The following is a 12,663-nucleotide window of genomic DNA, read 5'->3' as shown; positions in this document are numbered from 1 at the left end:
GAGCTTGCTGAGCAGCGCCATCAGCGTTTAATCAGTACGCTCTCCACCAGCTGCTGCCAGAACGTAATACCAATCGGCAGCAGCGCATCGTTGAAATCATAGTTCGCATTGTGCAGCGGGGCTGAAGGCGTGGCACCGTCAGCGCCGAGCCAGAAATAGGCGCCGGGACAGGCTTCCAGCATGCAGGCGAAATCTTCAGACGCCATCGACGGATTAACCTGCCAGTGCACCTGCTGTTCACCCAGCAGCTGGCACGCCACGTCACGCACCTGCTCCGCCGGGGCGACATGGTTGGCGGTAACCGGATAGCCGGGATACCAGTGAATCTCGCCGCTGACGCCAAACGGGCGCGGCAGGGTGGTGACAAAATCTTCAATCAGACCGCGCACGCGATTGCGCACGTCGGTCTGCAGACATCGCACCGTACCGCGCAGCGTGATCTGCTCCGGAATGACGTTAATGGCCTCGCCACCGTGAATCTGGGTGACGCTGACCACCGCCGACGCCAGCGGTGACAGGCGGCGCGACGGGATGGTTTGCAGCGCCAGAATCAGCTCGGCGGCGACCACCATCGGGTCGGCACCGCTTTCCGGCATCGCCGCATGGCAGCTTTTGCCGTGCAGCGTAATCTCAAACGAATCCAGCGATGCCATCATCGCGCCCGGATTTACCGCCAGCGATCCCACCGGCAATCCCGGCCAGTTGTGCATCGCGTACACGGCATCCATCGGGAAGCGCTGAAACAGACCTTCTTCCACCATTTTGCGCGCACCACCGAGATTCTCTTCGGCCGGCTGAAACAGGAAGTGTACCGTACCTTTGAAATTACGCGTGGCGGCCAGCTGACAGGCTGCGGCCAGCAATATCGCGGTGTGGCCATCGTGACCACAGGCGTGCATCACGCCAGGCCGGCTCGATTTCCACTGCGGCTCGCCTTTTTCGGTAATCGGCAGGGCATCCATATCGGCGCGCAGCCCGATGACCGGACCGGGACCGTTTTCCAGCGTGCCGATCACGCCAGTGCCGGCGAGGCCGCGAAACACCTGCAGTCCGGCATCGGTCAGTACCTGGGCTACCAGCTCGCTGGTCTGCTGCTCCTGGTAACCCAGTTCAGGGTGTTGATGTAACTGACGACGCCAGGTGAGGGCGTTTTCCAGCAGGACAGCAGGCAGGCTCATAAGGTAAGGCTCCATCAGCAGCGTCAGCTGCGCAATCTCCGACGCGGGAAGTTAAGTGTCCACTGTAGTGGTAAGCGTGGGGGGCGTCTATCGTGGAAAGGAATAATTTGGCTATAGGCTATAGCGGATTGGCATAAGGGGGGGGCAAGGTCGGCATAAATGCCCACCCTACAGGACGTGATGGAATGCTGCCGTGCTGGCGCTGCACGCGGTCGGCATAAATGCCGACCCTACAGGGTGCGATAGGATACCGCCGTGCTGGTGCTGCACGCGGTCGGCATCAATGCCGACCCTACAGGGCGTGATGGGATGCTGCCGTGCTGGCGCTGCACGCGGTCGGCATGAATGCCGACCCTACAGGGCGTGATGGGATGCTGCCGTGCTGGCGCTGCACGCGGTCGGCATCAATGCCGACCTTGTACAGTGCAACCTTTGCGAACAGTGTTAAGGCTTAACAGACCGCACATTGCGGCATTGCCCAGCCGGGGTAACTTCCCGTAGGGTGCGCATTGATGCGCACCTGGAACTACTTCAGCATCGGCAAATTGAGACCGTGCTGCTCTGCGCAGGTCTGCGCCAGCTCGTAACCCGCATCGGCATGACGCATCACGCCGGTGGCCGGGTCGTTCCACAGCACGCGACCAAGGCGCGCATCCGCTTCAGCCGTACCGTCACAGACGATCACCACCCCGGAATGCTGCGAGAAGCCCATACCGACGCCGCCGCCGTGGTGCAGGCTCACCCAGGTGGCCCCGCCGGCGGTGTTCAGCAGCGCGTTCAGCAGCGGCCAGTCTGACACCGCATCCGAGCCATCCTTCATCGCCTCGGTTTCACGGTTAGGTGACGCCACCGAGCCGCAGTCGAGGTGGTCACGACCAATCACGATCGGCGCTTTCAGCTCGCCGTTGCGCACCATCTCATTGAATGCCAGCGCCGCTTTATGACGCTCGCCCAGCCCCAGCCAGCAAATACGCGCCGGCAGGCCCTGGAAGGCGATGCGCTCCTGCGCCATATCCAGCCAGCGGTGCAGGTTTTTGTGATCCGGGAACAGCTCTTTCAGTTTGGCGTCGGTTTTATAGATATCTTCCGCATCGCCCGAGAGCGCCACCCAGCGGAACGGGCCTTTGCCTTCGCAGAACAGCGGACGAATATACGCCGGCACGAAGCCCGGGAAATCAAAGGCGTTTTTCACCCCTTCATCCAGCGCCACCTGACGAATGTTGTTGCCGTAATCCACGGTCGGCACACCCATGTGGTGGAAGTCGAGCATCGCCTGCACGTGCTGCGCCATGGAAGCGCGTGCCGCTTTCTCTACCGCTTTCGGATTGCTGACGCGCTCGGTTTCCCAGCGCGCCACGTCCCAGCCCACCGGCAGATAGCCATTGATCGGGTCGTGCGCGGAGGTCTGATCGGTCACGATGTCAGGCTTCATGCCGCCCGCTTTCGCGCGCTGCACCAGTTCCGGGACCAGCTCGGCCGCGTTGCCCAGCAGGCCCACGGAGATCGCCTGGCCGGCTTCGGTGGCGTCTTTGATCAGCGCCAGCGCCTCATCCAGGCTGTAGGCTTTATGGTCGAGGTAGCGGGTGCGCAGACGGAAATCGATGCGCGACTCCTGGCACTCAATCGCCAGCACGCAGGCACCGGCCAGGACGCCCGCCAGCGGCTGCGCGCCGCCCATGCCGCCCAGACCGGCGGTGAGGATCCAGCGGCCGGTCAGGTCACTGTTGTAGTGCTGGCGACCGGCTTCGGCGAAGGTTTCAAAGGTACCCTGCACGATGCCCTGCGCGCCGATATAGATCCATGAACCGGCGGTCATCTGGCCATACATCATCAGCCCGGCCTTATCCAGCTCGTGGAAGTGATCCCACGTCGCCCAGTGCGGCACCAGGTTGGAGTTGGCCAGCAGTACGCGCGGTGCATCGGCATGGGTGCGGAACACACCGACCGGCTTGCCGGACTGGATCAGCAGCGTCTCTTCCGGCTGCAGCGCGCGCAGCGAGCGCAGAATCTGCTCAAAGCACGCCCAGTTGCGCGCGGCTTTGCCGATTCCGCCATACACCACCAGATCCTCCGGGCGTTCGGCCACGTCAGGATCGAGGTTGTTCTGAATCATGCGGTATGCCGCTTCAATCAGCCAGTTGGCGCAGTGCAGTTCATTACCGCGCGGCGCACGGATTTCACGGGCAACAGCCTGAGTCAAAGTTTCGCTCATCATCGGTTCCTTAATTAGCAGTAGAACGCTGGCTTGGCAGCAGCGCAGTAAGGGTTTCAGGCCAGACATAACTGCTGGCCCACAGGCGCATGGCATCAATGTCCGGCGCCAGTAAACGGTCCTGATCGAGGAAGGCGACCTGCGCACGAATGCGGCTCATCTCCTGTTCGATCGCGGCAGAGCTTTGCAGCGGGCGGTGGAAGTCGATGCCCTGCGCCGCTGCCATCGCTTCAATGCCGACCACGGCAGCAGTGTTGAAGCACATCTCGCCCAGGCGGCGTGCCGCGTAGGTGGCCATCGATACGTGATCTTCCTGATTGGCTGAGGTCGGCAGGCTGTCGACGCTGCCCGGGTGCGCCAGCGATTTGTTCTCCGAGGCCAGCGCGGCAGCGGTAACCTGCGCAATCATGAAGCCCGAGTTCACACCGCCGTCGCGCACCAGGAAGGGCGGCAGGCCGGAGAGGCCGGTGTCGAGCAGCAGCGCCAGGCGGCGTTCGGATATAGCACCGACTTCGGCAATCGCCAGCGCGATGATGTCGGCGGCAAAGGCTACCGGCTCGGCGTGGAAGTTACCGCCGGAGATCACGTCGCCGCTGTCGCTGAAGACCAGCGGGTTGTCAGAAGCGGCGTTGGCTTCAATCTGCAGCACGCGCGCGGCGTGGCTGAGGTTATCGAGACAGGCGCCCATCACCTGCGGTACGCAGCGGATCGAATAGGGATCCTGCACGCGTCCGCAGTTGCTGTGCGAACTGAGAATTTCGCTGCCTTCGAGCAGCGTCGCCACCGCAGCGGCGACGGCAATCTGCCCGTGCTGGCCGCGCGCCTGATGGATGCGCGCATCAAACGGTTTAACCGAGCCTTTGATCGCTTCAAGCGACAGCGCGCCGGCCATCAGCCCGGCGGCAAACAGATTTTCGGCTTCAAACAGCCCACGCAGCGCCAGCGCGGTAGAGACCTGGGTGCCGTTGAGCAACGCCAGACCCTCTTTTGGCCCCAGCACAATCGGCTGCAGGCCGACGCGGGCCAGGCCTTCGCTGGCGGGCACCAGCTGGCCGTCAATGCGCACCTGACCTTCACCGAGCAGCATCAGGGAGAGATGCGCCAGCGGCGCCAGATCGCCGGATGCGCCAACCGATCCCTTCGCCGGGATGCACGGCATCACGCCGCCGTTGAACAGCGCCAGCAGCGCGTCAATCAGTTCCCTGCGGATGCCCGAGTGGCCGCGTGCCAGGCTGATGATTTTGCTGGCGACTACCAGGCGGGTGACGTTGTCCGGCAGCAGATCGCCGAGGCCGACGCTGTGTGACAGCACCAGGTTACGCTGCAGTTCCGCCAGGCGTTCGGCGGGAATCTGCGTTTGTGCCAGCTTGCCGAAGCCGGTGTTGATGCCGTACACCACCTTGCCCGAGGCGACGATGGCCTCGACGGTTTCACGGGCGCGGTCAATATCCGCCCGCGCTTCCTCTGCCAGCTGCAGGGTCACCTTCTCCTGATAAATACGGCGTAAGGTGGCGAGGTCCACTTCACCGGGAACGAGGCGAATTGCCTGAACCGAACCTGACATAGTCTACTCCTGTCTATACAAGTGATCTGCCACGTTGTGGCGGAGCGTAAGTTGCGATGGCATCCGCCAGGGGCGCTATAAGTGTTGTGAGTGAAGCATAAGTGTCTAATCTTGTCTATACAAGTAGCAAGCGCTGTGCCAGATTGATCGTATTCTGTGAAACGTGCCGCAATGCGGGCGCGGCAACCTCCAGCCTGGTACGCTGCACCAAAAGCGGGCGGAAGCTGCACCACGCAGGCAGGCTATGCACCATTGGATGTATATACATTTAGGCGGCGAGACAGTAAACTTCACACATCATTCGGAAAAGGAACAGGAAATGGCGGAGCAAACGGCAATCGCACAGCTGGCGGCAGCGATGGGGGATGAACCCGCGCCCATTTACCAGCGCGTTAAGCAGGCAATCGTCAGCCAGATCCGCGAAGGTCACTGGAAAGCCAACCAGCGGGTGCCGTCGGAGAGCGAGCTGGTCAATGAACTGGGCGTCAGCCGCATGACCATCAACCGTGCGCTGCGCGAACTCACCAGCGAAGGGTTTCTGGTGCGCATGCAGGGCGTCGGGACCTTTGTCGCGGAGATGAAGGGCTACACCGCAATGCTGGAAGTGCATAACATCGCCGATGAAATTGCCCAGCGCGGCCATACGCACAGCTGCAAAATTCTCTCGATAGGTCAGATGAAGGCCGATCCGGAACAGGCGGCGGTGCTGGGACTCTCCACCGGCCAGACGCTGTATCATTCGCTGATCGTGCACTATGAAAATGAGCTGCCGGTGCAGCTGGAAGATCGTCTGGTCAATCCGCTGGTCGCGCCTGACTACCTCAGCCAGGATTACCACAGCCTGACGCCGTACACCTATCTGATGCGCGTCGCCCCGCTGACCGCCGGTGAGCATATCGTTGAAGCGGTACTGCCGGATTTGCGCCAGCGTAAGCATCTGGCGCTGGACGAGCACGAGCCGTGCCTGCTTATCCGCCGCCAGACGTGGAGCGACAACAAAATCGTCACCTATGCGCGCCTGCTCTACCCAGGCTCACGCTACAAATTGCTGGGCCGCTTCAGGGGACACGGCTAAGCGCGATAAACAGCAGGCTGGCCTCTGCCGTTTGCGGCACCAGCTGCTGCTGCTCCTGCAGCCACCACATCCCCTGCTGCGCCTGCAGCGTCTCGCCCGCACTGCTGCGCCATGTACCGGCCAGCACATACGCCACGCCATGCAGGCTGCTGACCGCCAGCTGCTCCACGCTTACCGCCGCGCGCCATGCGTCGCGCCGCGTCATGATATTGAAGTCCTGACAGCTGCCGCTGACCTGCGCCTCTATCGCCCATTCGCCGGGAAAGGCCCACGGCTGATGGGGCAGTAACGTCTGTTCGGCCTGTTCACAGCGCAGCAGCACGCTATCGCCATGCAGCAAAGTGATCACCCGATCGACACCGGGGAAGGGCGAGAATGGCCCGTCGGCGTCGATGGTGGCGATGCTGGCGCGCCACTCGAACTGCGCTGCGCCCGGCGGATAGCTGATAATTTCGCGCGTCTCCCCGCCGCCGTTGCGCCAGCGGCTGACCGGCAGCTGCGCGTAGTCAAAGCGCGCGATCATTGCAGCGCCCGCATTGCCCGGGCGAAGCCAGCGGCGGCCGCTTCTTCCGCCGCGTGGTGGCCCTGCTGAATCACCGCCTGTCCGGCAACAAACACGTCTCGAATTTGCTGGCTGCTGCCGGCAAACAGCCAGCGATTGATCAGCGCGGCGGAGCTGACGCTGGCCAGCAACGCATCCTCCTCCAGCACCAGCCAGTCGGCGCGTTTGCCCACCGCCAGCTCACCGCTGGCAATGCCACAGGCCTGCGCGCCGCCCTGCGCCGCCTGCTGCCACAGCAGATCGCCGACCGAGGGTTGATCGGTTAGCGTGATGCGGTTGCGGCGACGATCGCGCAGCCGCTGGCCATACTCCAGCCAGCGCAGCTCCTCCAGCGCACTGAGCGAAACGTGGCTGTCAGAGCCAATGCCCCAGCGTCCGCCGCGCCCGATGTACTCCACCGCCGGGAAGATGCCGTCGCCGAGATTGGCCTCGGTGGTGGGACACAGACCGGCAATCGCGCCGCTGTCCGCCATGCGCGCGATCTCCTGCTGATCGAGATGGGTGGCGTGAATCAGGCACCAGCGTGCATCAACGGCAAAGCGGTTATACAGCCACGCCACCGGCCGTTCGCCGCTCCATGCCAGACTGTCATTAACCTCTTTTTCCTGCTCGGCAACGTGAATGTGCACCGGCAGATGCGCAGCGCTGGCGGCCAGCACCTCATGCATCTGGGCTTCGCTCACCGCGCGCAGCGAGTGGAAGCACAGGCCGTGGTTGATCAGCGGCTGCTGCGCGCTCCACTGCGCGACGCGCTGCTGCTGTTGCAGATAGGCATCGGTGTGCTGAATGAAGCGTCGCTGACCGTCGCTGGCCGGTTGCGCACCGAAGCCGCTGTAGCTGTACAGCACCGGCAGCAGCGTCTGGCCGATACCGGCGGTGTGCGCTGCCTGCATCAGCTGTTGCAGCATCGCATCGTCGGCATACGGCTGGCCGTGCGGATCGTGATGCAGATAGTGAAATTCCGCCACCTGGCTGTAGCCGCCCTTTAGCATATCAATGTAGAGATGGGTGGCGATGGCACCGACCTGCTCAGGCGACAGGCGCTGCACCATGCGGTACATCAGATCGCGCCACGTCCAGAAGCTGTCCTGCGGATCGCCTGCCACTTCCGCCAGCCCGGCCATGGCGCGCTGGAAGGCATGGGAATGCAGGTTGGCCATCGCTGGAATCACCGGGCCGGCCAGGCGCACGGCGTCACCGGGCGTACTGTCGGCGGTAAGGGCGCAAATAAATCCCTGATCGTCGGTTGCGATCAGCACGTTTTCCTGCCAGCCGTCGGCCAGCCGTGCGCGTGGGGCAAAATAAACTGCCATGGTTGATCCTCAATGGCGGAAAGTTGTATATACATATACATACTTTGAGGCGCAGTGTAAATCGCCAGACAAAAGGGGAGTGGGATGGCAAGTAAACAGATCGACAGCCTGTGGCTGGGGGCCGATGTGGTCACCATGCGTGACGGTCGCTATAACCTGATTGAGGATGGCGCCGTGGCGGTGGATAACGGCGAGCTGGTGTGGGTCGGCCCGCGCAGTGCCTTACCGGACTTTGCCCCGCGCCGGCAGCAGCAGTTTGACGGCGGCATCATCACGCCCGGTCTGGTGGATTGCCACACGCATCTGGTGTTTGGCGGCGATCGCAGCCAGGAGTTCGAACAGCGGCTCAACGGCGTGAGCTACGCGGAGATCGCCGCGCAGGGCGGCGGCATCCTGTCGACGGTGCGCGCCACGCGCGCGGCCAGTCAGCAGCAGCTGGTGGCGTCAGCGCGCTGGCGGCTCGATCGCCTGCTGGCCGAAGGCGTGACCACGGTGGAGATTAAATCCGGCTACGGGCTGGACGAGGAGAGCGAGCTCACTCTGCTGCGCGCTATCCGCGAGCTGGCGCAGTCGGTGCCTGCCGATGTGCAGGCCACCTGCCTGGCAGCGCACGGCTTCCCGCCAGAGTTCAGGGATAACCCGCAGGGCTGGATCGATATTATCTGTCAGCGCCTGTTGCCGCGGGTGAAAGCGGAGGGGCTGGCAGATGCGGTCGACGCGTTTTGCGAACACCTGGCGCTGTCACCGCAGCAGGTGAGCGCGGTATTTGATGCCGCCAAAGCGCTCGGCCTGCCGGTGAAGCTGCACGCTGAACAGCTGTCGGCACTCGGCGGTGCCGCACTGGCGGCGCGCTATGGTGCGCTCTCTGCCGATCACCTCGAGTATGCCACCGAACAGGATGCCCGCGCGATGGCGGAGCATGGCACGGTGGCAGTACTGCTGCCCGGAGCGTTCTACCTGCTGCGCGAGACGCAGCGTCCGCCGGTCGAACTGTTCCGCCAGCACGGCGTGCCGATGGCGCTGGCCAGCGATGCCAATCCGGGCACGTCACCGGCGCTGTCGCTGCGGCTGATGCTGAACATGGGCTGTACGCTGTTTGGCCTGACGCCGGAGGAAGCGCTGGCCGGCGTCACGCTGTGGGGCGCGAAGGCGCTTGGCCTGCAGGCCACGCACGGCTCGCTGGAGCCAGGCAAAGTAGCCAATTTTGTCCACTGGCCGCTGGCTCGCCCGGCTGAGCTGGTTTACTGGCTGGGCGGCGAACTGCCGTGCCAGGTTATCTATCGTGGAGAAGCGCAATGACCCCTTTTCATTTCACCGCCGGTAAGCTGCCGCTGCTGGTCAGTATTCCGCATGCCGGTACCCAACTGACGCCGGAGGTTGACGCCGGGCTGAGCGAGGCCGCGCGCGGCCTGCCGGATACCGACTGGCATATTCCGCTGCTGTACGACTTTGTGCGCGACCTCGGTGCCAGCGTGCTAATCGGTCACTACTCGCGCTTCGTGATCGATCTCAACCGTCCGCCGGACAACCAGCCGCTGTACAGCACGGCCACCACCGGGCTCTATCCGGAGACGCTGTTTGATGGCACGCCGACCTTCAAACCCGGCATGACGCCGGACAGCGCGGCGCGCCAGCGCTATCTCGAGACTATCTGGCAGCCCTATCATCAGCAGATTCAGCAGGAGCTGGCGCGGTTAAAAGCCGAACATGGCTATGCGCTGCTGTTTGATGCGCACTCCATCGCTTCGGTGATTCCGCGCCTGTTCGACGGCCAGCTGCCGGACCTGAACATCGGCACCAACGATGGCGCCAGCTGTTCGGCGGCCAGCATCGCGGCGATTGAGCAGGTGTGCGCCGCGCAAAGCGACTACAGCTGGGTGGTGAATGGACGCTTCAAAGGCGGCTACATCACGCGCGCTTACGGCCAGCCAGCGCAGGGCGTGCAGGCGGTGCAGCTGGAGCTGGCGCAGCTGAATTACATGGATGAGGCGCCGCCGTTTGCCTGGCAGCAGGATCGCGCCACGCGGTTGCAGCAAGTGCTGAAGCCGCTGCTGCAGGCGTTTCTGCAGGCGGGGAAAGCCGTTTAATTGATGCGGGTCGCCATCACGGTGACCCCGTTTCTTATGTGGCGGATGTACAACCGCTGCCTCACTCCCCAATGCTGTGCAACCCCTGCCCTGTAAGTGTGCACGACGCGTTCCGCCTGACGCCGATCCCCTCCGTTTACCGTCTTTGCCGATCTGGCACAGCCCTTGCTAGCTTGTATGTACAAGTAAAGACCGCGCGGCAATGATGACTATTTATTCTGGCTGGCTCACAAAAAGCTTATGCCGACAATGATCTGCCGCAAGCTAACTTGTATATACATGAAATGTCATTTGCGCTGTATCAGCCAACAGAGACAGCCAGATTTGTTAACCACCAGGAGAAGACGTATGACACACCGTGCCCCGTTTCGCCGTTTGTGCCTTACCACGCTGTTTGCCAGCCTGATGCTGGCCGGCGTGGCTGCCGAGGCTAAAGAGTGGAAATCCATCACCATCGCCACTGAAGGCAGCTATGAGCCGTGGAACCTGACGCTGCCGGGCGGCAAGCTGGGCGGCTTCGAACCTGAACTGATGGAAGATCTCTGCAAACGCATGAGCATTCAGTGCAAGCTGGTGGTGCAGAACTGGGACGGGATGATTGCCGGACTGAACGCCGGGAAATATGACGTCATCATGGATGCGATTGTGATTACGCCGGACCGGAAAAAAGTGGTCAACTTCACCACGCCGTACGCGTCAACGCCGGCGACCTTCATCACCAGCAAAGATAACCCGCTGCTGCCAGCCGATAAGAACATCATCAAACTGCACGACGACGAGGCTGCCATCAATGCGGCCATCGCCCCGCTGAAGGCGGCGCTCAAGGGCAAAACCATCGGTATTGCCTCCGGCACCGTGTATACGCCATTTATCGATAAATACTTCAAAGATGTGGCCGACGTGCGCGAATACACCGCTTCGGCGGATGCGATTCTCGATCTGCAGGCGGGCCGCATCGATGCGGTGTTTGATGACGTGACCTTCGCGCAGTCGATGCTGGCGCGTAAAGAGAACAGCAACCTGACGTTCAGCGGCCCGCAACTGGGCGGTCCGATCTGGGGGGAAGGCGAAGCGATGGGCGTGCGCATGGCTGATAACGACCTGAAGGCCAAACTCGATGCCGCCATTCACGCTGCGCTGGCGGACGGCACGGTGAAAAAGCTGAGCGAGAAGTGGTTTAAAACTGACGTAACGCCGTAAGTGAGGTGAAAGATGATGAGCCTGCTGAGTTTTGGTGCAGATGGCTGGGGTCGCCTGATTCTGAGCGCCGCCGGTACCACGCTGCTGCTGTCGCTGGCGGCGCTGATGATTGGCGCCGTGGTCGGTTCCGGCGTGGCGGCGGCGAAACTCTCGCACCAGCGCTGGCTGCGCTGGCTGGGTGAAAGCTATTCGGTGGTGTTTCGCGGCATCCCGGAACTGCTGGTGATCTACCTGTTCTACTTCGGTGGATCGGGATTGATCACGCTGGTCGGCCAGCTGTTTGGTGCAGACGGCTTTATTGAAGCGCCGCCGTTCCTGATTGGCGCGCTGGCTATCGGGCTCATCTCCGGATCCTATCAGGGTGAAGTATATCGCGCTGCGCGCCTGGCGCTGGCCAAGGGCGAAGTCGAAGCGGCGGTAGCCATCGGGATGCCGCGCTGGCGTATCGCCCAGCGCATCCTCGTCCCGCAGATTGTGCGCTACGCGCTGCCGGGGATGTCCAACGTCTGGCAGATGAGCCTGAAAGATTCGGCGCTGGTGTCAGTTACCGGCATCGTCGAGCTGATGCGCGCCAGCCAGGTGGCGGCCGGGTCAACGCGCGATTACTTCACCTTTTACCTGATTGGCGGTGGCTGCTATCTGCTGCTGACACTGCTGTCGAACCATGCGTTTCGCCGCGCGGAGTCGCGCCTCGGCCGCGCATGGCAAAGTCGCACTGCGGCACAGCACTAAGGAGCAGCAGTATGATCGACTTCGCTTTTCTTGCCGACACTTTTCTTAAGCTGAGCGCGGCGCTGCCGGTGACGCTCGGGCTGTTTATCAGCGCCTTTGTCTGCGGTGGGCTGCTGGCGCTGGGCATTGTGGCGCTGCGCATGAGCCGCTGGCGGCTGCTGAGCGGTTTTGCCCGCGGCTATATTCTGGTGTTTCGCGGCTCGCCGCTGCTGATTCAGCTGTTTCTCATCTACTACGGGCTCGGCCAGTTTGGCGTGATTCGCCACAGCTTCGTCTGGCCGTTTCTGCGCGAGCCGTTTATCTGCGCGGTGCTGGCGCTGTCGCTGTGTACCGCCGCTTACACCGCTGAGATCCTGCGCGGTGCGCTGCTGGCGGTGCCGGCAGGTCAGGTCGAAGCCGGGCTGGCCTGCGGCATGTCACGCTGGCTGCTGCTGCGCCGCATCATCGCGCCGATCATGCTGCGCTATGCGCTGCCGGCGTACTCCACCGAGGCGATTCTGCTGGTGAAATCCACCGCGCTTGCCAGCCTGGTCACGGTGTGGGATGTCACCGGCGTGGCGCAGCAGATCATCCAGCGTACCTATCGCACTATGGAAGTGTTTATCTGCGCTGCGGCGATCTACCTGATTCTCAACTTTATTATCGTCCAGCTGTACGCGCTGTTAGAGCGCCGTCTGACCCCGGTGCACCGCGCTGAAAAAAAGCCGCTGCCCGCCGTTAAACCGCTTGCCGGAGAGTAA

11 protein-coding genes are annotated in these 12,663 nt (G+C 62.6%); 6 read left to right on the top strand and 5 right to left on the bottom strand.

Features of this window, described 5'->3' with window-relative positions:
* Positions 1–20 precede the first annotated feature (20 nt).
* From H7K56_RS04470 to hutH, 3 genes are all read right to left on the bottom strand, one after another.
* The gene (locus H7K56_RS04470; protein ID WP_021508439.1) at positions 21–1,178 is read right to left on the bottom strand and encodes a M20 aminoacylase family protein; all 1,158 of its coding nucleotides are present in this window, start codon (positions 1,176–1,178) and stop codon (positions 21–23) included.
* 526 nt (positions 1,179–1,704) lie between these two features.
* Positions 1,705–3,390, bottom strand: coding sequence for a urocanate hydratase (gene hutU / locus H7K56_RS04465; protein ID WP_150360668.1), 1,686 nt, complete (start codon positions 3,388–3,390; stop codon positions 1,705–1,707).
* Between the two features lie 10 nt (positions 3,391–3,400).
* Positions 3,401–4,954 (bottom strand): histidine ammonia-lyase, encoded by a 1,554-nt coding sequence (gene hutH, locus H7K56_RS04460; RefSeq protein WP_150360602.1) that lies wholly within the window; start codon positions 4,952–4,954, stop codon positions 3,401–3,403.
* A gap of 319 nt (positions 4,955–5,273) precedes the next feature.
* On the opposite strand from hutH, the gene hutC reads away from it, so the two are divergent.
* The gene (gene hutC, locus H7K56_RS04455) at positions 5,274–6,029 is read left to right on the top strand and encodes a histidine utilization transcriptional repressor HutC (protein WP_021508436.1); all 756 of its coding nucleotides are present in this window, start codon (positions 5,274–5,276) and stop codon (positions 6,027–6,029) included.
* Here hutC and H7K56_RS04450 read toward each other — a convergent pair.
* Positions 6,013–6,552: a HutD/Ves family protein gene (locus H7K56_RS04450; protein WP_150360603.1), complete on the bottom strand. Its 540-nt coding sequence runs from the start codon at positions 6,550–6,552 to the stop codon at positions 6,013–6,015. The genes hutC and H7K56_RS04450 overlap by 17 nt on opposite strands.
* Positions 6,549–7,904 (bottom strand): formimidoylglutamate deiminase, encoded by a 1,356-nt coding sequence (locus H7K56_RS04445; RefSeq protein ID WP_150360604.1) that lies wholly within the window; start codon positions 7,902–7,904, stop codon positions 6,549–6,551. The genes H7K56_RS04450 and H7K56_RS04445 overlap by 4 nt, the downstream gene beginning before the upstream one ends.
* An 84-nt stretch (positions 7,905–7,988) precedes the next feature.
* Between H7K56_RS04445 and hutI the strand changes: the two genes are divergently transcribed.
* The 5 genes from hutI (at position 7,989) to H7K56_RS04420 (ending at position 12,663) form a co-directional block, all read left to right on the top strand.
* A complete protein-coding gene (hutI, locus tag H7K56_RS04440) occupies positions 7,989–9,203 on the top strand; it encodes an imidazolonepropionase (RefSeq protein WP_104092738.1) in 1,215 nt (404 codons plus the stop codon).
* Positions 9,200–9,991 carry an N-formylglutamate deformylase gene (gene hutG / locus H7K56_RS04435; RefSeq protein WP_104092739.1) on the top strand — a complete coding sequence of 264 codons (792 nt, stop codon included), beginning with the start codon at positions 9,200–9,202 and terminating at the stop codon, positions 9,989–9,991. Before hutI ends, hutG begins: the two co-directional genes overlap by 4 nt.
* A gap of 348 nt (positions 9,992–10,339) precedes the next feature.
* Positions 10,340–11,191: a transporter substrate-binding domain-containing protein gene (locus tag H7K56_RS04430; protein ID WP_150360605.1), complete on the top strand. Its 852-nt coding sequence runs from the start codon at positions 10,340–10,342 to the stop codon at positions 11,189–11,191.
* Between the two features lie 12 nt (positions 11,192–11,203).
* A complete protein-coding gene (locus H7K56_RS04425) occupies positions 11,204–11,923 on the top strand; it encodes an ABC transporter permease (RefSeq protein ID WP_031279871.1) in 720 nt (239 codons plus the stop codon).
* 11 nt (positions 11,924–11,934) lie between these two features.
* Entirely contained in the window at positions 11,935–12,663 is a 729-nt protein-coding gene (locus H7K56_RS04420; protein ID WP_150360606.1) for an ABC transporter permease, read from the top strand.

The organism is Pantoea dispersa (assembly GCF_014155765.1).
GTDB classification, from domain to species: Bacteria; Pseudomonadota; Gammaproteobacteria; order Enterobacterales; family Enterobacteriaceae; genus Pantoea; species Pantoea dispersa.
The sequence above is the reverse complement of the archived record's forward strand: the minus strand, read 5'-3'. Positions and strand labels throughout refer to the sequence as shown.